Genomic DNA, 20,308 nt, shown 5'->3' on the forward strand with positions numbered 1-20,308 from the left:
TCCTGTCAGGATGCGTCGAAGGAGTTGCCGCACGTCCGTCCATCCTTTCGCCTGAGGTGTTCCGTCCTGTTCCCTGTCCTTGTTCCCTGTGCTGGAGGGGGTGGCCCGGCCGTTTCGGGTCCGGCCGGACCACCCCCGCCCCGGCCACCGCAGCCCAGATCGGCGGTACGGCAACAGGGGCAGCCGTGCTGGCCGCCGGTCAACTTTCCTGGTTGTTCTACGGGTGCATCGCCCCTGCGAAAGGTGCCAACCGACCGCAAAGACATCGTTTCCCGACGTCAGTGACGCTACTGCACCTCACCATCTCAGTCAACATGCTCACTACCTCTTCTTGCTCACCTCATCACTTTGCTCAGAGCTGGCAGATACGTTGCCTACGTCAGATCCATGATCGATACTGGATGGGCCAACCGAACCGCAAGGGGCGACCTGTGCCTATCCCGCCGACAATGGATGAGCTGCTCGAAGACCTCCTCGCGAGGATCGAGCGGAAGGAATTTCCACCTGGGTCCCAACTACCGTCCGGCCAGAAGCTCGCGGACCAGTACGGCGTCTCGCCCGCAACTATCCAGCGCGCCACCGCCCGGCTCCGCCAGCGCGGAATCCTGATCGGCCGCCCAGGTCGTGGCGTCTTCGTCGCCGAGAAGCCAGGACGATGATGGTGGCGGCTTGTAGCCCCGAATCATCGACGAACCGCATTTCATCGGCCCGGGCCAGGCCCTACAAGCTCTGGCCAGCAGTAACATGGCGTGCATGAGCGCAGAGGCCGTCGGTCGACACATGCCCACGGTGATCACGCTTGACGACCTCACCGCGATGATGGCCGCCGACGAGCACCACAGGTATGAACTCAGCCCCGAGGGAGTCCTGTCGGTCACTCCGCCAGCCGGATACACGCACGCGATCATCGCCACCCGGCTCATGGGCTGGCTGCTCACCGCCGGCATCCCGGCGGACCGCGTCGCCCAGGCGGTCGGCCTGCGCATCCCCGGCGCGACCGGCGGCGTCGGCGGTCGCATTCCCGACCTGGTCGTCTGGAGCAAGGCGCAAGCCGAATCCGTATGGCTGCCGGTCGCGGACGTGCTGCTCGCGGTTGAGATCATCTCGCCCGGCTCGGCTGCCATGGACACCGCCGCCAAACCGGCCGAGTATGCCGGCGCGGGCATCCCGCAGTACTGGACCATCGACCAGGACCCAGGTCAGACCGTCACCATGTACCGGCTCGATGGCACCCACTACCAGGCGCGAGCCACAATGCCGCTCGCCTGGGTGCTCAACACCGCCCCGGGAGAGCACGGCCTGGACTGACCGGATCTCCGCTATCCGGGCGGCGGCTGGGGCGGCACCCGCTGCTGTCCTGGCCGGCTGCCCGATGATCGCCTCTGGTTGGCTACCGTCACGCACGGTGTTGCCGTCGAGGTGAGAGCCTGGAGAATAGCGGTGTCAGGCGCCGAGCGCGTTCCGTCGAGGAGCCACAGGTAGGTCGAGCGATCCGTGAGCCATGACCCACTTCCCGATCCGTTCGCCGGCCAGCCCGACTGGGCTCCGGCGCCGCCCCGACCGATCGTGATCGCCGCCGCCGCGGACCGGGTGGACCTGCGCGGCCGCCGGGTGCTGGTCGGGCTGCCCGGGCTCGGCTGGCGGGGCGACCTGCGGGCGGACGAGCGGGTGGTGCAGGGCAGCCGCACCTACGTGCCGGTGCTGGCCGAGCACGAGTGGTACCGGGCGGAGGCCGAGCAGATCGAGGTCTTCGCCCCGCTGGTGCCGGCGGAACGGGTCTGGGTGGAGACTCTCGGCGAGGTCTCCGGGTGGGACGCCGGCACACCGCCGATCCCCCGACCGGCCCGGCCGGACGTGATCTCCCGGCTGGTGTCGCTGGACGCGCCGACGCACCGGGCCCCGGTGCCGGTGGTCGAGGCGGACGCGGTCGCCGGCCGCCGGGTGGTCCAGGTCGCCGACGCCGTCGAGCGGCGCGACCTGCGCGCCGTCACCGAGGTCTACACCAGCAACGACGGGGACATCTGCGTACGGGTCACCGCCGAACTCGACTGGTACCGCTGGGCGTGGAGCGGCCGCCCGCCGACCACCCTGGAGGTACCGGTGCACCTGCTCTGGATCGAGTGACGGCCCGGCGGCTCAGCCCACCGGGTTGGCCTCGCAGACCCGCCAGCCGTCGTCCTGCTCGGTGCCGAAGCGCCACCGCTGGTGCTCGGTCTGCGAGAGGTTGTCCACCAGGTACGAGATCACCAGCTCCACCGAGACCTCGGCGCGCTCCCCCTGGGTGCGTACGTCCAGCGGCCCCCACTTGACCGCGAAGGTGATCTGGAACTGCTTCTCCCGGGCCGCCAGGTCGGCACGCAGCGCCCGCAGCGGGGCGAGGGCGGCGGAGTCGGCGCACTCGAACTGCTCGGCCAGTACGTCGTTCTCGTCGACCAGGAAGGCCCGCAGGTAGTTGTCCACCACCACGTCCGGGGCGCTCCGATCGGGTGCGGTGAACCGGTCGTAGGCGACGTAGGCGAGCGCGGCGCCGGCCAGGCAGAAGAGTGCCAGTGCACCACCGACCACCGCCAGCACCAGGCCCAGCCGCCGTCGAGGCGGCGCCGGTGGCGGTGCGACCGGCTCGGGAGCGGCCTGTCCGGGCGGGGTCCGCTGGGTGGGTACCCGGGACACCTGGGAATCGGCCGGGGGGTGCACTGATTCCACCCCCTGAGGCTAGCCGCTGCCGCCTCCGTACCCAATGGGCGTGAATTCCAGCTTGGTAACCAAAAGGGAGCAAGCGGTAACTACCCGCTATGCCCGCTATCTGTGCCACGACCATCCCACAGGTCCGCGAAGTTGCCGCCGCGCTGGGATACCGTCTCAGACCAGGACGAGGGAGTTGGTGCGGTGGACACCTGGAGGGGATCGACCGGGCACGCCGCCACGCTGCGCTGGCGGGCCGCCGCCGGCACAGCGGCTGTGCTGCACCGCCGGGCCGCCGCCACCACTGCCGCCGCGGCCACCGCCCTGGAGGCGATCCGGCCGATCCCGGCCGACCAGCGGGAGCAGCACGAACTCGCCGAACGGCTGCGCGCGGCGGCGAGCCAACTCGCCCCGGGCTGGCTCGGCGCGCCGCTGGACGCCCAGTCCGAGGACGCCCCGCTCGGCGGCCCGGCCCAGCCGGCCTTCGTGCGGATCGGCACCGCCCAGCCGCTGGACGACGCCCGGTTTCCGGTGCTGGTGCCGCTGCTCGGCACCGGCCACCTCACCGTCGACGCGGACAGCCGGGATCCCCGGGTGGCCGGGCTGCTCCGGTCCGTACTCCTCCGGCTGCTCGCCGCCGCCCCGGCCGGCTCGCTGCTGGTGCGGGGCATCGACGCCACCGCCGAGGGCCGGCTCTTCGCGCCGTTCGCGCCGCTCGCCGACGCCGGCCTGATGCCGCCGCCGGTCACCGACCGCACCGGCCTGCGGTCCGTGCTGGCCGAGGCCGAGCAGTGGGTACGCCCCACCCGGCCGGCCACCGCCCGCTACAACCGGCACGACCGTACCCTGCTGGTGGTGGTCGGCTCGCTGCCGGAGCTGACCGAGGCGAGCGACCTGGCCCGGATCGGCGCGCTGGCCCGGGAGGGTCCCGAGGCGGGGCTGCACCTGATCGTGGCCGGCTGGCCCCCTCCACCGCTGACTGTCCAGACGAGCCAGGCACCGCTCTCCCGATCCACCATGATCGCGATGCGCAACCCGTACGCGCTGGTCGGCGATCCGCCCGGAGCCTCGTTCAGCGCCCCGGTGCCGCACCTGCCGGGCACCGGTCTCAACGCACCGGTCTTCCTCGACGGGTGCCCGCCGGCCCCGCTGCTGGACCGGGTCTGCCGGGACCTGGCCGCGCGGTTCCACGCCGACTACCGGCGTACCCTCGACGACCTGTTGCCGGAGCCGTCGGACGGGTTCTGGACCGAGTCGGCGGCCGACGGGCTGAGCACCCCGGTCGGGCACGACGGTGACCGGACCGTGCCGCTCGGTTTCGACGAGCGCACCCCGCACTGGCTGGTCGGCGGCCGGGGCGGTGCCGGCAAGAGCGCCTTCCTGGTCAACGTCCTCTACGGGCTCTGCACCCGCTACCACCCCGACGAGTTGGCGCTCTATCTGCTCGATTTCGCCGACGGGACGGCGTTCACCGATTTCGTGCCGGTGCCGGCGGACGGGTCCGGCGGCACCGGGCCGGGCGGGCCGTGGCTGCCGCACGTCCGGGCGGTCGGGGTGCAGGCCGACCGGGAGTACGGCCTCGCGGTGCTCCGCGAACTCGACGCCGAACTGGACCGCCGTGGCGCGGCGGACCCGTCCCCGAGGGCGGCGGTGGGGCCGGACCACCCGGCCGGCGCAGCGCCGGTACCCGCCCAGCGGTCCGACGCCGACCGCCGCCCCACCTCCCGGATCCTCTGCGTGCTGGACGAGTACGCGCTGCTGCTGGCCGAGGAGGACGCGATCGGTACCGAGGCGCTGGCCCGGCTGGAGTCGGTGGCCCGGCGGGGGCGGTCGGCGGGCGTACACCTGATCCTGACCGGCCGACCGGCTCCGGCGCTGGCCGCGTTGCGCGCCCGGCGGGACTCGTTCCTCGGGCAGTTTCCGGTCCGGGTGGCGCTGCCCGGCGGCGCGGACGTGCTGGAGCCGGCGAACGACTCGGCGGCAGGGCTGCCGCTCGGCACGGCGGTGGTGAACACCGCCGGTGGGCTGGGCGGGCCGCGTGGCGCCACCCGGGGGCACGAACGGACAATCCGGTTTCCCGATCCGCACGCCGACCAGGGGGCGCTCAGCGGGCTCCGGCACCGCCTCTGGACGGACCGGCCGGCCGGAACGCCCGCACCGGCCGTCTTCACCGGCTACCTGACCCCACCGCCGCCTCCGGTCCCGGCCGGCGAGCCGGACCCGGCCGAAGCCGACAGGCCGGCGGGGGGCGCTGACCTCCCGGAGCCGGCGGGTGCGCCGGTCGGGCTGCTGGTCGACGTGTCGCCGCGCCCGGCGGAGCTGCCCCTCGACCGGGCGCCGGGCCGGCACCTCGCGGTCCTCGGGCCGGATCCGGCCGGTGCCGGAGTCGTGGCCGGCGCGGCCCGGGGACTTGCCGCGCGGCATCCCGCCGGCAGCGTCGAGTTCGTGATCGCCGCGCCAGGCCCCGATCCGGCGGCCGACGCGCTGGCCGCCGAGCTGTCCCGGCGACATCCGGTCCGCCGGGTGGACGCCGTCGGGCTGGCCGCCGCGCTGGAGCTGGCCGGGCCCGGCTATCTGGTCGCCCTCGGGCTGGACGAGCTGGCGGCGGCCGACCTGCCGGCCGACCGGCTCCGGGCCCTGCTGCGCGACGGCCCGGCCCGGGGCGTACACCTGCTCGGCTGGTGGCGGGCGGTGCGCCCGTTCACCGACCTGGTCGCCGTACCGCCGACGCCCGAACCGCCCGCCGATCCGGAGCCCGGCAGCGTTGCCGGGACGGCCGACGCGGCTGCGGCCGGCATCGACGGGCTGCTCTTCCTCGACGTACCCGAGCCGGAGGTGACCCGGCTGCTCGGTCGACCGGTAGGGTGGCACCCCCGCCCCGGCCGGGCACTGCTCTACGACCGCCGCACCGACCTGGCCAGCCTGGTCGTCCCGTACGGCACACCGGACGGGGAGGGTACGCCGTGAGCGGAGACGCCTGGCAGGACTACCTGGCCGCCGCACAGCGGCTGGACGAGGTACGCCGGTCCGCGGCCACCGCCGCCGCCGAACAGGAGCGGGGCGTGCACAGCGCCCGGGAGGAGTTGGCCGGGATACGGGCCCGGCTGGTGCCCCAGCAGTCCCGGCTGCGCGCGCTGGGCGTCGCCGAGGCCGACCTGGTGCCATCCGAGCCGGAGGTGGCGGCGGCCGGCCAGGCGATGGCCGGCGGCCCCCAGGCGGTGCTGGCGGCGCTGCGGGACGCCCGGGCGACCGCGGACGCGGCGGACGCCGCGACCCGGCTGCCCGGGGCCGGCCCGCTGCCCTGGACCCGGGTACTGCTCTACGGCGCACTCGTGACGGCGTTGCTGGGCCTGCTGGCCGTACTCTGCCTCGGCGGCGTCTACCTGGCCGGGTGGCGCGGCTAGCGGGATGCGCGTCGGGCTTCGGCCACGGCCGGCGGTCGTCCGGACGCTGGCATATGCCCGATCAGCGTGATGCCACAGAGTCATCATGATGCCGCTGTGGCATCACGACGGAAACCGAACTGCCGGCCAGCGGCGACGGGCGCATGCCGCTACCACCGGGGCGGTGTCGACCTGGCCGCCGCGTCGCACGGGGCGGACGGTCAGATGGCGCGGTTGGCGTTGAGGATCAGGGCCATCGCCTCGGCGCGGGACTTGGCGTCCCGTTGCAGCAGTCCGCGTACGGCCGAGGTGATGGTCTTGGCGCCGGACTTCTGGATGCCGCGCATCGCCATGCACATGTGCTCGCACTCCAGCACCACGATCACACCGCGCGGTTCCAACCTGGCCATCAGCAGGTCGGCGATCTGCGCGGTCAGCCGCTCCTGCACCTGCGGCCGGCGGGCGTAGACCTCGACCAGCCGGGCCAGCTTGGAGAGCCCGGTGATCCGGCCGTTCTCACCCGGGATGTAGCCGATGTGCGCCGAACCCCGGAACGGCAGCAGGTGGTGCTCGCAGAGGCTCATCACGTCGATGTCCCGGACCAGCACGAGTTCCTCGTGATTGGCCTCGAACGTGGTGCTGAGCACCTGGGCCGGGTCGACCCGCAGCCCGGCGAAGAGTTCGGCGTACGCCCGGGCCACCCGGGCCGGCGTCTGGCGCAGGCCGTCCCGGTCCGGGTCCTCGCCGACGGCGATCAGGATCTCCCGGACCGCCTTCTCGATCCGGGCCAGGTCGACGGCCTCCTCGACCGGCCCGCCACCGAGCTTGCCGTTGACCAGCCGAGCGGCCAGGTAGTCCAGTTCCTCGTCGCCGTCCGGCTCGGTGGCGGACGCGGACAGGCCGCCGACGTTTCCGCCGGCGGCCTGCTGGTTCGCTGCGCTCAGTGTGGGCCGTCCGAGTTCGGCGTGGTGTTGTTGGTGTTGCCCCCGACGGTCGCCTGCACGCCGTCGGCCTCGGCCTGCGCCTTGAGCTTCTCCTTCTCGGCCGGGGTGAGCACCGGCGGCTCGGTCGACGGCTGCCGCTTGCCGAACCCGTTGTACGGAGCCATCGGCGGCCGCTTGACCACCCGGGCGCAGATCCGCGCCATGTCGGCCGTGGAGAGGGTCTCCTTCTCGATCAGCTCCAGCACGAGGTTGTCCAGGACATCCCGGTATTCCACCAGGATCTCCCATGCCTCGTCGTGGGCCAGTTCGATCAGCGACCGGATCTCGGCGTCGATCTCGGCGGCCACCGCATCGGAGTAGTCCCGCTCGTGCCCCATGTTGCGGCCCAGGAACGGCTCGTCGCCGCTGGTGCCGTACTTGATGGCACCGAGCTTGCTGCTCATGCCGTACTGGGTGATCATCGCCCGGGCCAGTGCGCTGGCCTTGACGATGTCGTCCGCGGCACCGGTGGTCGGCTCGTGGAAGACGAGTTCCTCGGCGGCCCGGCCGCCCAGCGCGTACGCCAGGGTGTCGATCATCTCGGCCCGGGTCTGGGTGTACTTGTCCTCGGTCGGCAGCACCAGGGTGTGCCCGAGGGAGCGGCTCCGGGAGAGGATCGTGACCTTGTGCACCGGGGCGGAGTGCGGCAGCGCCCAGGCGACCAGGGCGTGCCCGCCCTCGTGGTAGGCCGTGATCTTCTTTTCCTTGTCGCTCATCACCCGGGTCCGGCGCTGCGGGCCGGCGACCACCCGGTCGATCGACTCCTCCAGCGAGTCGTTGGAGATCGCCCGCTTGTCGCTGCGGGCGGTCAGCAGCGCCGACTCGTTGATCACGTTGGCCAGGTCCGCACCGGTGAAGCCCGGGGTACGCCGCGCCACCGCGTCGAGGTCGACGTCGGGCGAGAACGGCTTGCCCTTGGCGTGCACCCGCAGGATCGCCTTGCGGCCCTCCATGTCCGGGGTGTCGACCGCGATCTGCCGGTCGAACCGGCCGGGCCGCAGCAGCGCGGGGTCGAGGATGTCCGGCCGGTTGGTCGCGGCGATCAGGATCACGCCGCCCTTGGTGTCGAAGCCGTCCATCTCGACCAGGAGCTGGTTGAGGGTCTGCTCCCGCTCGTCGTGGCCGCCGCCCATACCGGCGCCACGGTGCCGGCCGACCGCGTCGATCTCGTCGACGAAGACGATCGCCGGAGCGTTCGCCTTGGCCTGCTCGAAGAGGTCGCGGACCCGGCTGGCACCGACACCGACGAACATCTCGACGAAGTCGGAGCCGGAGATGGAGTAGAACGGCACCCCGGCCTCGCCGGCCACGGCCCGGGCCAGCAGCGTCTTACCGGTACCGGGCGGGCCGAAGAGGAGCACGCCCTTGGGGATCTTGGCGCCGAGGGCCTGGTATTTCGCCGGGTTCTGCAGGAAATCCTTGATCTCGTGCAGCTCCTCGACGGCCTCCTCCGAGCCCGCGACGTCCGCGAAGGTGGTCTTCGGAGTGTCCTTGGTGATCATCTTGGCCTTGGACTTGCCGAAGTTGAGCACCCGGGAGCCGCCGCCCTGCATCTGCGACATGAAGAGCAGCAGCAGGATCACCAGGATGACGATCGGCAGCAGGTTGACCAGCAACGAGACGAAGAGATTGTCGCCGGAGACCTCGGTGTCGATCGGACCGCTGATCCGGCCGGCCGCCTTGGCGGCGGCCACCGAGTTCCAGACCTCGTCGCCCACCTCGTACGGGAACTGGGCCTGGATCTTGTCCGTATCGGTGTCACCGAACTTGGCCGCGCTCTTCAGGTCGAGCTGGAGCGTCTGCTCCTTGTCCTGGAAGATGGCCTTCTCGATGTCGCCCTTGTTGAGCTGGTCGAGCACCACGTTGGTCTCGACCTTGTGATAACTCGGGCCACCACTGAAGAATGAGCTGAGCGCTATCGCACCGATGATCACCAGGATGATCCAGACCACCGGGCGGCGGAAGAAACGCGTACGTTCCATGCTGTTGTCGAGCGCCGTAACGCCCGGACCCTCCTGATCGACGTCCTGATCGTCCTGGTTGCCTACTGCCGCCGCCGGAGCGGCGGGCCGAAGCCGTCCCCTGCGAGCCGGCCTCGACGCCGGGCGCTTGGTACCGCGCCGCGGTCATTCGACGGTACACCGTGAACGCGAGGAGCGAGCCTGCGAGCCCTGGGGTAACAGGTCCGCTTCCGCCCGGTGCCGGGTGACCACGGACCAGTGCCGGACGCCTGGCCCCGTACGGCCCCATCTTTCGGGGCAAACTGGGCAGGAGGCCCGGCGCGGGATGCTTCCGCGCCACCACCGCATACCGTAACCGCGTTTCCTGGGAGCGCGCTGTACGTCGACTCGATATTTCGGCGATGACATTCAGGATGGTCAGGGCGTACCGGACAACGATCCGGGTTGACGACCGGACGACCGGGCAGGGATCGGGCGGAACGGGCCCCGATCAGGACCGGGCGTAGACCTCCGGCTTCAGTACGCCGACGTAGGGCACCTCGCGGTAGCGCTCGCCGAAGTCCAGCCCGTAGCCGACCACGAACTCGCTCGGGATGTCGAAACCGACGTACTTCACCGGCACCGAGACCTTGATCGCGTCCGGCTTGCGGAACAGCGCCACCACCTCGACGCTGGCCGCCGCCCGGGACTCCAGATAGCGCAGCAGCCAGGAGAGGGTGAGCCCGGAGTCGACGATGTCCTCCACCACCACCACGTGCCGCCCGGCGATGTCCCGGTCCAGGTCCTTGCGGATCCGCACGGTGCCGGAGGAGGTGGTGCCCTGCCCGTACGAGGAGAGGGCCATGAACTCCAGCTCGGCCGACGGCCCGTGCCGGCCGAGCGCCCGGGCGAAGTCGGCCATGAACATGATCGCGCCCTTGAGCACGCACACCAGCAGGATTCCGTCCTTGCTGCCGGCGTAGTCCGCTGCCACCTGTTTGGCCAGTTCCGCGATCTTTTCCCGAATCTGCTCCTCCGAGATGATCACGTGGTCGATGTCGGCGTCGTACCAGGAGCCCTGAGCCATGCGCCTAGCCTGCCGTACGCCGGTTCGCGCCCGTCGCCGGGGCGGCACCTTCGCGCGGTGCCCACCCCGGCTGGCCAGGCGCGGACTCTCCGACACGGTTCGTCAGCCACGGGGCGACGACCGCCAGCCGCCGTTGCTGGGCCGCCAGTCGGCCGAGTCACGGCTGTCGGCGGTGAGCCCGAGCATCGAGGCGAGAAGCAGGACGAGGAAGAAGAGAGGGACGAAGAGTTCCATGGCGGCGACCTCCACGTTTCGATGCGGCCGGCCCGGGATCTCGGGCCTGACCAGGTCTTTTGGTTCGCCGCCGGTGCGCACCGGCTGTTACGACTCAAGTCTGCGCCGCCGGGCGCCAACCGGACAGTGGCAGCTTTGCCATGCAGCATCGATTTTCTGCCACTTCTCGGCTAGCATCGATCCATGCTTCGCAACGTGGCCGTGATCGCCCTGGACCCGGTGGCTACCTTCGAGCTGGGCGTGCTCTGCGAGGTCTTCGGGACCGACCGGGTCGCCGACGGCTTCCCCGGTTACCGCTTCGACGTCTGCACCCACGACGGCAAGCCCGTCCGCACCCGGTCCGGCTTCGGGCTGACCCCGAGCGCCGACCTGACCCCGGTCGAGGACGCCGACCTGGTCGCCGTGCCGGCGATACACATCATCGGCGCCCCGGTTCCGGAGACCGTGCTGGCGGCGCTGCGCCGGGCCGCCGACCGCGGGGCGTACGTGCTGAGTGTCTGCTCGGGCGCGTTCGTGCTGGCCGCCGCCGGCCTGCTGGACGGGCGCGAGTGCACCACCCACTGGAAGTACGCCGACCGGCTCGCCGAGATGTATCCGCTGGCCAAGGTGCGGTGCAACTCGCTCTACGTGCAGGACGGCAACCTGCTCACCGGCGCCGGCACGGCGGCCGGGATCGACGCCTGCCTGCACCTGGTCCGCCAGGAGCACGGCTCGGCGCTCGCCACCAAGCTGGCCCGGCGGATGGTGGTGCCACCGCACCGCGACGGCGGGCAGGCGCAGTACATCGAGGCACCGATCGCGCCCACCCCGGCGGCGCCCACCCTGGAGCCGGTGCTGGGCTGGCTGATCGAGCACCTCGACCGGCCGCTCACCGTCGACGACCTGGCCGGCCGGGCGCACATGGCGCCCCGGACGTTCGCCCGGCGGTTCCGGGCCGAGACCGGCACCACACCGCACGACTGGATCACCAACCAGCGGGTGCTGCTGGCCCGACGGCTGCTGGAGGAGACCGAGTTGAGCATCGAGGCGGTCGCCACCCGGGCCGGCTTCGGCGACGCGGCCACTCTGCGACACCACTTCGGCCGCCGGCTCGGCGCCACCCCGCACGCCTACCGGTCGACCTTCCGGGGCCGGCTCCCCGTGGCGGTGCACGAGTCGGTCACCGTCTGAGTCCCGGCGGCACGTTCACCGGGTCGACGGTGCGTCCGGGGTGTGGGCGCGCGAACGAGGCAGCTCGACAGTCTCGCGACCGCCATCTCCTCGTCGTCGGCGGCACGGTCACCGTCACCGGCGGGCGCGCCGCTGTCGGCGGCGTACCCGCAGCTCAATAGCCGATCGCGCACCCGTCGGCCCGGGGCTCCGAGCCGGCCACGTAGCCGCCGTCGGGCAGCCGCCAGATCGCCTGGCCGTACCCGAAGGAGGACGGCTCCGGCTCGACGGCGATCTCGTGCCCCCGGGCGCGCAACCGCTCGACCACGTCCCGGGCCGCCCCGGCGGCCAGGCCGGGCTCGACCAGCACCGACCGGCCGGCGTGCCAGTACCAGCGCGGCCGGTCCAGCGCGGCCTGCGGGTCGAGCCCGTCGTCCAGGGTCGCGGAGACCACCTGCAGGTGCCCCTGCGGCTGCATGTGCCCGCCCATCACCCCGAACGGGCCCACCGGCGCGCCGTCCCGGGTGAGGAAGCCGGGGATGATGGTGTGGAACGGGCGCTTGCCCGGCGCGACCACGTTCGGGTGGGCCGGGTCGAGGCTGAACCCGGCACCCCGGTTCTGCAACCCGAAGCCGAGACCCGGCGGGACGACGTACGAGCCGAAGCCCAGGTAGTTGGACTGGATCAGGCTCACCATCATCCCGTCCCGGTCGGCGGCGCAGAGGTAGACGGTGCCGCCCCGGGCCGGGTCGCCGGGTGCCGGCATACCGGCCGTGTCGGTCACCAGCGCCCGGCGGGCGGCGGCGTACTCCGGGGTGAGCAGCTCGGCGGTCGGCACCTGCACCCGCTCCGGGTCGGCGACGTACGCGTGCGCGTCGGCGAAGCCGAGCTTGACCGCCTCGATCTGCCAGTGCAGCCGCTCGGCCGGGTCGAGGTCGGTCAGCTCCACCCCGTCCAGGATGTTCAGCGCGAGCAGCGCGGCCACGCCCTGCCCGTTCGGCGGCAACTCCCACACCTCGTGCCCGCGATAGCTGGCCCGGACCGGGTCCACCCAGGTCGAGGCGTGCCCGGCCAGGTCGTCGCCGGTGAGCCGGCCGCCGGTCCGGGCCGCGTGTCCGGCCAGCGTCTCGGCGATCCGGCCGGTGTAGAAGTCCGCCGCACCGGTCTCGGCGATCCGGCGCAGCGTGCCGGCGGCGTCCGGGTTGCGCCACCGCTGCCCGGTCCGGGGCGCCCGTCCACCGTCGACGGTGAAGACCCGGCCCCACTCGGCGTACTCCTCGCCGGCCAGTTCGGCGTGCACCTCGACCGAGCGCGCCCAGCTCGCGGCGACCCGTGGCGAGACCGGGAAGCCGTGTTCGGCGTAGCCGACCGCGTCGCCGAACAGCTCGGCGAAGGGCAGCCTGCCGAACCGCTCGTGCAGGTCCCGCCAGCCGGCCGGGGCACCGGGTACGGTCACCGGCAGCCAGCCACGCGCCGGCATCGCCGGCCCGACCGCCTGCGCGCCGCCGTGACCCGGGGTCGGCTCGGCACCCCGCCCGCCGGTCGCGGCGAGCACCAGCTCCCGGGTCAGCCCGGTCGGGGACCGGCCGGAGCCGTTCAGCCCGTGTAGCCGCTCCCCGTCCCAGACGATCGCGAACAGGTCACCGCCGATGTCGTTGGAGCCGGGCTGGACCACCGTGAGGGTGATCGCGGTGGCGAGCGCGGCGTCGACGGCGTTGCCGCCCCGGCGGAGTACGGCCAGTCCGGCGGCGGCGGCGAGCGGCTGGCTGGTGGCGACGGCACCGTGCGGCGCGAAGAGCGGCTGTCGGGGGGAAGGCATTCCCCATGTCTACTCCGCGATCAGCATCCCGCCGCGCCGGGTCGCCCGGATGCCGCCGGGCAGATGTGTCGCGCCCTGACCGTGCCACGCGGTGACCAGCGCGTTCAGCGCCGCGATGTGCCGGTACGACAGCGCGGCCGGCGCCGCGCCGAGCTCGCGGCACCAGAGGTGCAGCACCCGGGTACGCACCGCCGGCGGCATCCCGGCCAGCACCGGTACGGCCAGCCCGCCGGCCGCGGCACCCGCCACCACCGGCCCGCTCGGCGGCCCGCCCGGGGAGACCGGCACGCTCGGCCCGCCCGGGGAGACCGGCCCGGTCAGCCCGGCCGGCGGAATCCGGGCCTCGGCGTAACCGGCCCGGGCCAGCTCGTCCAGTGCGGCGCCGTCCTCGGCGGCCAGCCGGGCGGTCCGGGCCAGGTTGTCCAGCACCCCGGGGCCGAGCGCCCGGACCAGCACCGGCAGCACGTCGGCCCGGACCCGGGCCCGGGCGTACCGGTCGTCGGTGTTGTGCGGGTCCTCCCACGGGGTCAGCCCGAGCAGCGCGCACGCCTTGCGGGTCTGCTCGCGGGTGATCTCCAGCAGTGGACGGGCCAGCGTCACCCCGGCGTACTCCCGGGTGGCCGGCATTCCGGCGAGCCCGCGCGGGCCGGCGCCCCGGGCCAGCGCGAGCAGCACGGTCTCGGCCTGGTCGTCGCGGGTGTGCCCGAGCAGCACGGCGCTGGCGTCGTGCCGGCGGGCGGCCTCGACCAGGGCCCGGTAGCGCGCCTCCCGGGCCGCCGCCTCCGGCCCGCCCGGCCGGCCGGCGACCTGGACGGTCGCCACCTCGATCGGCGCGAACCCCTGCCCGCCGGCCCACCGCGCGACGTCGGCGGCCCGGCGTGCCGAGCCCTCCTGGAGGCCGTGGTCGACGGTGACCAGCCCGGCCGGCACGCCCAGCCGGGGCGCCACGAATGCGGTGCCGGCGGCCAGCGCCAGCGAGTCGGCGCCGCCCGAGCAGGCGATGAGGACCGGCCGGTTCCGGGGTACGCCGTGCAGCGCCCGCCGGACGGCGACCCGGATCGCCGCGACCGGCGGCGGCAGGGCGGCCACGACCGGCTCAGCCGGTGGCGGCGACCGGGCCGACCGGGCCGTGCACCCGGGCCACCCAGGCGTCCGGGTCGGAGAGTTCCTCCAGCCGGGGCAGGGTCAACGGCGAGCTGAAGATCCGGTTGAAGCCCTCCATGCCGACCCGGTCCACCACGCCGTGCACGAACTTGCGGCCCTCGGCGTACTGGCGCATCTTGACGTCGACCCCGAGCAGCTTGCGGATCGCCTTCTCCAGCGGGTTGCCGGACTCGCGGCGCCGGTTGAACTTGGCCCGGATCGACTCGACGCTCGGGATGACCTCCGGCCCGACGCCGTCCATCACGAACTCCGCGTGCCCCTCCAGCAGGGTCATCAGCGCGGTCAGCCGGTCGAGTACGGCCCGCTGGCCGGGCGTCTGCACGATGTCCAGCACGCTGGCCCGGCTCTCCGGGTTGCGGATCGAGTCGGAGAGGGTGCCGACGCCCCGGCGGATCCGGTCGAGGAAGTTGTCGCCGCCGGCCTGGGAGGCGTCGACGAACGCCTGCACCTCGCCGAGAAAGTGCCCGCGCATCCACGGCACGGCGGTGAACTGGGTGCGGTGGGTCACCTCGTGCAGGCAGACCCAGAGCCGGAAGTCCCGGGGATCCGCCTGCAACTTCCGCTCGACCTCGACGATGTTCGGGGCGACCAGCAGCAGTTGGCCAGGGTCGGCGGAGAAGACCTCGTACTGGCCGAGGACCCGGCCGGAGAGGTAGGCGAGCACCGTGCCGGCCTGCACCCCGGTCAGCCGGGAGCCGATCGTGTCGGTGATCACCCCCGGCGGCTTGTCCCCGGAGAGGCGGGTGATCAGCGGGGTGATCACCTCACGCAGTCCGGCGATGTTGGTCGCCGCCCAGTCCCGCCGGTCCACCACCCGCACCGGCGGATGGGCCACCTGCGAGCGCAGCCCGGTGTACGCCAGCACGTGACCGGCCGCCTCGTCGGTCAGCCGGCGCAGCTCGGACACCACCTCGGTCGCCTCGTCGTACGAGACCCGCGGTCCCGACTTTCCCAACGCCCCTGCGGTGGCGGCGGCCAGATCCCAGTCCACGAACTGCGCCATACCACCACCGTACCCGGGTGCTCACACCGTTACCTTTCAGTGCGCTTTAGTGAGCACACGATCGGCCGCCCTGCCTTCCGGTAGGGCGGTCCCGGTCTTGCCCGCCGGGGCGGGGCCGGGTTCACGCTTCGTAGCCACCTGCCCGTGTACGCGGGTCTTCTGGTCGGCTCCACGTGCTGCCACCGGGCCACTCCCGGCGGTTTCGAACTCGGCCGCGAGAGCAGCCAGATTGCGCGCAGCGTTCAGGTCTCGATCGAGGACCAGGCGGCATGCGGTGCAGGTGTAGGTGCGCTCGGACAGGGCCAGCTTGGCTTTCACCGCGCCGCAGCCTGAGCAGGTCTTCGATGACGGGTACCAGCGGTCGGCCACGATCAGCCGGCTACCGCTCCAGACGCTTTTGTAGGCGAGCTGGTGTCGCAACTCGGCGAAACCGGCGTCGGCGATGTGCCGGGCCAGCCTGCGGTTACGCAGCATCCCGGCCACGTTCAGGTCTTCGACCACGATCGTGCCGTACTCGCGGGCCAGTTCGCTGGTCAGCTTGTGCAGCCCGTCGCGGCGCAGGTTCGCCACCCGCGCATGGGCGCGGCCGAGCCGGGCCACCGCGCGTTCCCACCGTTTCGACGGCCGCCGCCCGATCCGCCGGTCGGGTCCGGTCTTGCGCGACAACGCCCGACCCATCTGCCGGAGCCTGATCTGCGCGGCGACCAGGTGGCGTGGGTTGTCGACCAGCTCACCGGTGGACAGCACCGCGAGGTTCGTGATCCCGACGTCGACACCGACCACGGCGTCCGGCCGGGCCGGGGTCCGTTCGGCTCGTTCGACTTCGACGGTGAACGACACGTGCCAGCGTCCACCGTCGCGGCGCACGGTCGCGGACATGATTCGTGCTGTCCCCGCTTCGAGTCGGCGGGCGAGCTTACGGGCGGATTCGTGGAGCTTCAACCGGCCCAACCGGGGCAGCACCACGTGCATCCGGTCGGGCTCGACCCGGATCGCCCCGGTGGTGAACCGCACGCTGGGTGTGGTCCGGCGGCGTGACTTGAACCGGGGAAACCCGACCGGGCGACCGGCCCGCTTACCCGAGCGGGAGTCGGCCCAGTTCTTCAGTCCGCGTGCCAGGGCGTCCAGGCCGGTGTTGAACGCCTCCTTCGACACCTCGCCCCACCACGGTGCCGCCTCGGCCTTCGCCTCGTTCCATGCCTGGCGCAGCCCGGCCAAAGACCAGGACGGCGAAGGCGTCAGAAGTTCGTCCGGCACACCATAGGCGCGCTCGGCATTCCGCTGGTCCATGACCGCCTTGACCCGGGCCAACGCCCAGTTATGCGCGACGCGAGCCGCCCCGGCGTGCGCGTACGCGTCGCGTTCCTGGCTTGGGGTGAGGTCGAGGGCGAACCGGTACGCCTGGATCGTCCTCACGCTGGGTCGTCCCCGATGGTTGCGGCCTCAACCGCGCGGCGAGCCCGGTTCGCGGCAGCGCGACGGCCGTACAGGCGGGCGCACAGCGACGTCAGAATCTCGGTCACGTCGCGCACGAGGGCGTCGTCGACCTCGGCCGGGTCGACCACCAGCAGCCGGCGGCTGTGCGCGGTGAGGGCAGCTTCGACGTATTCGGCACCGAACCCGGCGAACCGGTCTCGATGCTCCACCACGATCGTCGTCACAGCCGGATCGCGCAGCAAAGCGAGGAGCTTCTTACCGTGCCCGTTCAGTGCGGACCCAACCTCGGTAACCACGCGATTCACGGCGAGGTTCTGCCCAGTGGCCCACATGGTGACCCGGGCGACTTGCCGGTCCAAATCCGGCTTCTGATCGGCGGACGAAACCCGGGCGTACACCACTGTCTGCCCGGTGCTGCCGGTCAAGCCGGTGACAGGCTCACCGACCACGATAAGCCGGCCCAGCCGATACGTCGGAACGGGCAGCGTCCCGGACTCGTACCGCCTCCGTGCGGTCGCGTACGAGATTCCGGTGGCCGCTGCCCACTCCTTCAGATTCACGCCGCTACTCTAGCCGGCTAGTGAGCACTAGTGACGACCGAAGCGCCACCAGTTGTTGCCCCCCACCCCCTGCCTAGCAGGGTCAGCGGCAGCCGCACCGGGCCAGGGTGGTGACGATCCGGTCCAGCTCCGGCTGCGCCTCGTACTGCCCCACCGGCACCTTGTTGGCGAGTACGGCGAAGGCCAGCAGCCGGCCGTCGGCGGTGGTCACCACGCCGGAGATCGCGTGCACCCCGCTCAGCGTGCCGGTCTTGGCCCGCACCACCCCCGCTCCGGCCGTGGTCGCCCTCGCGCCGGACCGGTCGAACCGGTCGCTGAGCGTGCCCGACCAGGCCGCCACCGGCAGCCCCGGGAAGAGGTCGGCGAGTTCCGGCCGGGTCCGCTTGGCAGCCATCGTCAGCACGTCGGTCAGCAGGCTCGGGGTGACCCGGTTGGCCCGGGACAGCCCGCTGCCGTCGGCGAGCGCACTCTCCGCCGCCGGCAGCCCCAACTCGCCGACCATCTCGTCGACCGCCTCGGCCGCGCCGACGAAGGAGGCCGGCTTGTCCCGGCTCAGCGCGACCTGCCGGGCCAGCGCCTCGGCCACCACGTTGTCGCTCTCCCGGAGCATGAACTCGACCAACCGGATCATCGGCGGCGAGGAGACCCGGCCCAGTTCGGTGCCGGCGCTGGGGAGGCCGGGGCTGGCGCTGGCCGCCGCGGCCGGGGCGGTGGCGGCCGCCGCCGGCGCCTTGCCGATCACCACCGCCGAGTTGGGCAGCCCGAACTGCCTGGCGAAGGCCCGCCCGGCGGCCTCGTCGGGCTTGGCGTACCGCTCCTGGCCCCGGCCCTTGTCCTCCGGGTCCTTCCGCGCGCCGTCGGTCATCAGGGCGGTGATCACCGCACCGAACCCGCCGGTGGGGATGTCCGAGTCCCAGGCCGGTTCGACGACCGGGCCGGGGAAGAGGGTGCCGTCGACGATCACCTTCGTCGGCGCGGTGCCGCCGAGCGCCTTCTTCACCTGCGCGGCGAGCCGGTCGAGCCGCCCGGCGCCCGGGTACCAGCCGGTGGCGTTCACCGCCAGCGTCGGGTCACCGGCACCGATGATCACCACCTCGCCCGGGTTCTGCCCGGCCACCACCCGGGTGGCGATCCGGTACGCCGGACCACGGGCCGCGAGTACGGCCGCCGCGGTGACCAGTTTGGTGGTCGACGCCGGGATGGTCGGCGTGTCCTGGCCGTTCTCGTACAGCGCCTGCCCGGTGACCGCGTCGACGACGGAGATGTTCACCTCCTTGCCGAGCGGGGACGAGGTGACCAACGGGCTCAGCGCGGCCCGCACGCCCGCCGGGGTGGGTGCCGGAGCGTTCGCCCCGGCGGCGGCCAGTACGGGTGGTGGTGGCGGTTCGGTCGGGTCGAGCGCGCCGGGGGTGGCCGAGCCGTCCCCGCCCAGCCAGCCGTCCACCGGGCCGGGGCGCACCACGGCCACCCCGGCGACCGCGAGCGCGAGCACCAGGGCGGTGGCGAGGACTCCGAGCAGCCTGCCCCGGCTCCGCCGCCCGGCCGGCGGTACCCCGCCGGGCACCGCCCCGCCGGCGGTCACCCCCGGCGGCGGGCTGCCCGGCGGCGTACCCGGTGGGAGCGTGCCGTTGCCGGAAGCCGGCGTGCCCGGCCCGCCCGGTGCGCCGGAGCCCGGCCGCCCGGGCCAGGCCGGCGGCGCGGGCCGGTCGGACCAGGCAGAGGGGTCGGTCGGGGCCTTCCCCGGTCCACCGGGCGGCACGGGCACGGCCTGCCCCGACCACCCGGCCGCGCCGGCCGGCGGAACGGGTACGGCCTGCCCCGACCAGCCGGGCGCGGCACCGGACGGCGGAATCGGCACGCTCTGCCCGGACCAGCCGGCGGCGCCGGGTGGCGGGGCGGCCCGGCCGGACCCGGCCGGCGACCCGAATGAAGGATTCGCGGTGTTCGACGGCGGGATGGGCAGGTTGGTCGGCAGCGGCACGGCGGCCCGGCCCCGGACCGGCGCAGACCCGGCGGGCGGCTGCGACCCGCTGGCGCCCGGCACCACCACGCGGCCCTGTGCCGGGTGCTCCGGCGGGTTCTCTCCGGTCAGGCCCGAGTGTGAATCTTCACTCCCCACCGGCCCCTCCTCCCCGTCGAATTCTGCCTAGGCGACACTACTTTGGTCCGAACACCGCACCGGGGCCGGCGCCGCAAGGTGAATCGCGAGATCACCCGCGCAGGTGCCGACTGTTGTGGTTCCGTTGGCCAGCGCCGGCAAACGAGGGAGCGTGCGAGATGGATTTCGACGTCACGGTTGAGATCCCCAAGGGTCACCGCAACAAGTACGAGGTGGACCACGCGACCGGCCGGATCCGGCTGGACCGGACCCTCTTCACGTCGACCCAGTACCCGGCGGACTACGGTTTCATCGAAGGCACCCTGGGTGAGGACGGCGATCCACTCGACGCTCTGGTGCTGGTACCCGAACCCACGTTCCCAGGTTGCCTCATCCGGTGCCGGACGATCGGCATGTTCCGGATGACGGACGAGAAGGGCGGCGACGACAAGGTCCTCTGCGTGCCGTACGAGGACCCGCGCCAGGAGCACCTGCGGGACATCCACCACCTCGGCGAGTTCGACCGGCTGGAGATCCAGCACTTCTTCGAGGTGTACAAGGACCTGGAACCAGGCAAATCGGTCGAGGGCGCCACCTGGGTCGGTCGGACCGAGGCGGAGGCGGAGATCCGGACGTCCTTCCGCCGGCACCAGGAAGCGGTCGAACGGGGCGAGTCGCCGCACTGACCCCCGGCAGCACAGCAACCGGCCGGTGGCACCGTCAGGGACCACCGGCCGATTTCGTCGGTCATCACGGCCCGCCCGCCGGG

Annotated in this window: 18 protein-coding genes; 7 read left to right on the plus strand and 11 right to left on the minus strand. The window is 72.8% G+C overall.

Going from position 1 to position 20,308, the window contains the following annotated elements; all coding sequences use genetic code 11:
* Nucleotides 1-431: 431 nt before the first annotated feature.
* The 3 genes from AAH979_RS17025 (at nucleotide 432) to AAH979_RS17035 (ending at nucleotide 2,124) form a co-directional block, all read left to right on the plus strand.
* On the plus strand, nucleotides 432-659 hold the full coding sequence (locus AAH979_RS17025; protein ID WP_346259165.1) for a winged helix-turn-helix domain-containing protein: 228 nt from the start codon (nucleotides 432-434) through the stop codon (nucleotides 657-659).
* Between the two features lie 94 nt (nucleotides 660-753).
* Nucleotides 754-1,308 (plus strand): Uma2 family endonuclease, encoded by a 555-nt coding sequence (locus tag AAH979_RS17030; RefSeq protein ID WP_346259085.1) that lies wholly within the window; start codon nucleotides 754-756, stop codon nucleotides 1,306-1,308.
* Between the two features lie 186 nt (nucleotides 1,309-1,494).
* A complete protein-coding gene (locus AAH979_RS17035) occupies nucleotides 1,495-2,124 on the plus strand; it encodes a hypothetical protein (protein WP_346259086.1) in 630 nt (209 codons plus the stop codon).
* Nucleotides 2,125-2,136: 12 nt separating this feature from the next.
* On the opposite strand, the gene AAH979_RS17040 is transcribed toward AAH979_RS17035, so the two are convergent.
* Nucleotides 2,137-2,694, minus strand: a complete 558-nt coding sequence (locus tag AAH979_RS17040; RefSeq protein ID WP_346259166.1) for a hypothetical protein — start codon at nucleotides 2,692-2,694, stop codon at nucleotides 2,137-2,139.
* 231 nt (nucleotides 2,695-2,925) lie between these two features.
* Between AAH979_RS17040 and AAH979_RS17045 the strand changes: the two genes are divergently transcribed.
* Both AAH979_RS17045 and AAH979_RS17050 read left to right on the plus strand, forming a co-directional pair.
* The gene (locus AAH979_RS17045; RefSeq protein ID WP_346259167.1) at nucleotides 2,926-5,649 is read left to right on the plus strand and encodes an FtsK/SpoIIIE domain-containing protein; all 2,724 of its coding nucleotides are present in this window, start codon (nucleotides 2,926-2,928) and stop codon (nucleotides 5,647-5,649) included.
* Entirely contained in the window at nucleotides 5,646-6,086 is a 441-nt protein-coding gene (locus tag AAH979_RS17050) for a hypothetical protein (protein ID WP_346259087.1), read from the plus strand. Before AAH979_RS17045 ends, AAH979_RS17050 begins: the two co-directional genes overlap by 4 nt.
* Nucleotides 6,087-6,286: 200 nt before the next feature.
* Here the strand turns inward: AAH979_RS17050 and folE are convergent, their stop codons facing one another.
* The 4 genes from folE to AAH979_RS17070 all read right to left on the minus strand — a co-directional run bounded on the left by folE (nucleotide 6,287) and on the right by AAH979_RS17070 (nucleotide 10,309).
* On the minus strand, nucleotides 6,287-6,964 hold the full coding sequence (gene folE / locus AAH979_RS17055) for a GTP cyclohydrolase I FolE (RefSeq protein WP_346259168.1): 678 nt from the start codon (nucleotides 6,962-6,964) through the stop codon (nucleotides 6,287-6,289).
* A gap of 41 nt (nucleotides 6,965-7,005) precedes the next feature.
* A complete protein-coding gene (ftsH, locus tag AAH979_RS17060) occupies nucleotides 7,006-9,030 on the minus strand; it encodes an ATP-dependent zinc metalloprotease FtsH (protein ID WP_346259088.1) in 2,025 nt (674 codons plus the stop codon).
* A gap of 469 nt (nucleotides 9,031-9,499) precedes the next feature.
* Nucleotides 9,500-10,075 (minus strand): hypoxanthine phosphoribosyltransferase, encoded by a 576-nt coding sequence (hpt, locus tag AAH979_RS17065; RefSeq protein ID WP_346259089.1) that lies wholly within the window; start codon nucleotides 10,073-10,075, stop codon nucleotides 9,500-9,502.
* Between the two features lie 102 nt (nucleotides 10,076-10,177).
* On the minus strand, nucleotides 10,178-10,309 hold the full coding sequence (locus AAH979_RS17070) for a hypothetical protein (RefSeq protein ID WP_346259090.1): 132 nt from the start codon (nucleotides 10,307-10,309) through the stop codon (nucleotides 10,178-10,180).
* 183 nt (nucleotides 10,310-10,492) lie between these two features.
* Here AAH979_RS17070 and AAH979_RS17075 point away from each other — a divergent pair, with 183 nt between their 5' ends.
* The gene (locus AAH979_RS17075; protein WP_346259091.1) at nucleotides 10,493-11,479 is read left to right on the plus strand and encodes a helix-turn-helix domain-containing protein; all 987 of its coding nucleotides are present in this window, start codon (nucleotides 10,493-10,495) and stop codon (nucleotides 11,477-11,479) included.
* A 154-nt stretch (nucleotides 11,480-11,633) separates the two neighbouring features.
* Here the strand turns inward: AAH979_RS17075 and AAH979_RS17080 are convergent, their stop codons facing one another.
* From AAH979_RS17080 to dacB, 6 genes are all read right to left on the minus strand, one after another.
* Nucleotides 11,634-13,277 (minus strand): gamma-glutamyltransferase family protein, encoded by a 1,644-nt coding sequence (locus tag AAH979_RS17080; protein WP_346259092.1) that lies wholly within the window; start codon nucleotides 13,275-13,277, stop codon nucleotides 11,634-11,636.
* Nucleotides 13,278-13,286: 9 nt separating this feature from the next.
* Nucleotides 13,287-14,366, minus strand: coding sequence for a tRNA lysidine(34) synthetase TilS (gene tilS / locus AAH979_RS17085; protein ID WP_346259093.1), 1,080 nt, complete (start codon nucleotides 14,364-14,366; stop codon nucleotides 13,287-13,289).
* 7 nt (nucleotides 14,367-14,373) lie between these two features.
* Nucleotides 14,374-15,444 (minus strand): zinc-dependent metalloprotease, encoded by a 1,071-nt coding sequence (locus AAH979_RS17090; RefSeq protein WP_318396852.1) that lies wholly within the window; start codon nucleotides 15,442-15,444, stop codon nucleotides 14,374-14,376.
* A 36-nt stretch (nucleotides 15,445-15,480) separates the two neighbouring features.
* Complete coding sequence (tnpB, locus tag AAH979_RS17095) at nucleotides 15,481-16,860, minus strand: IS607 family element RNA-guided endonuclease TnpB (RefSeq protein WP_346259094.1); 1,380 nt, start codon at nucleotides 16,858-16,860, stop codon at nucleotides 15,481-15,483.
* Nucleotides 16,857-17,441: an IS607 family transposase gene (locus AAH979_RS17100; protein WP_346259095.1), complete on the minus strand. Its 585-nt coding sequence runs from the start codon at nucleotides 17,439-17,441 to the stop codon at nucleotides 16,857-16,859. The genes tnpB and AAH979_RS17100 overlap by 4 nt, the downstream gene beginning before the upstream one ends.
* An 82-nt stretch (nucleotides 17,442-17,523) precedes the next feature.
* Nucleotides 17,524-19,005: a D-alanyl-D-alanine carboxypeptidase/D-alanyl-D-alanine-endopeptidase gene (gene dacB / locus AAH979_RS17105; protein ID WP_346259169.1), complete on the minus strand. Its 1,482-nt coding sequence runs from the start codon at nucleotides 19,003-19,005 to the stop codon at nucleotides 17,524-17,526.
* 713 nt (nucleotides 19,006-19,718) lie between these two features.
* Here dacB and AAH979_RS17110 point away from each other — a divergent pair.
* Nucleotides 19,719-20,225 (plus strand): inorganic diphosphatase, encoded by a 507-nt coding sequence (locus tag AAH979_RS17110; protein ID WP_107257365.1) that lies wholly within the window; start codon nucleotides 19,719-19,721, stop codon nucleotides 20,223-20,225.
* Nucleotides 20,226-20,308 lie beyond the last annotated feature (83 nt).

It is taken from the genome of Plantactinospora sp. ZYX-F-223, assembly GCF_039649625.1.
In the GTDB taxonomy this organism is placed as follows: Bacteria; Actinomycetota; Actinomycetes; order Mycobacteriales; family Micromonosporaceae; genus Plantactinospora.

Coding starts and splice junctions, on each gene's coding strand:
- AAH979_RS17030 (WP_346259085.1), top strand. CDS start 754: ATGAGCGCAGAGGCCGTCGGTCGACACATGCCCACGGTGATCACGCTT.
- ftsH (WP_346259088.1), bottom strand. CDS start 9,030: ATGGAACGTACGCGTTTCTTCCGCCGCCCGGTGGTCTGGATCATCCTG.
- hpt (WP_346259089.1), bottom strand. CDS start 10,075: ATGGCTCAGGGCTCCTGGTACGACGCCGACATCGACCACGTGATCATC.
- AAH979_RS17070 (WP_346259090.1), bottom strand. CDS start 10,309: ATGGAACTCTTCGTCCCTCTCTTCTTCCTCGTCCTGCTTCTCGCCTCG.
- AAH979_RS17075 (WP_346259091.1), top strand. CDS start 10,493: ATGCTTCGCAACGTGGCCGTGATCGCCCTGGACCCGGTGGCTACCTTC.
- AAH979_RS17080 (WP_346259092.1), bottom strand. CDS start 13,277: ATGCCTTCCCCCCGACAGCCGCTCTTCGCGCCGCACGGTGCCGTCGCC.
- AAH979_RS17090 (WP_318396852.1), bottom strand. CDS start 15,444: ATGGCGCAGTTCGTGGACTGGGATCTGGCCGCCGCCACCGCAGGGGCG.
- AAH979_RS17110 (WP_107257365.1), top strand. CDS start 19,719: ATGGATTTCGACGTCACGGTTGAGATCCCCAAGGGTCACCGCAACAAG.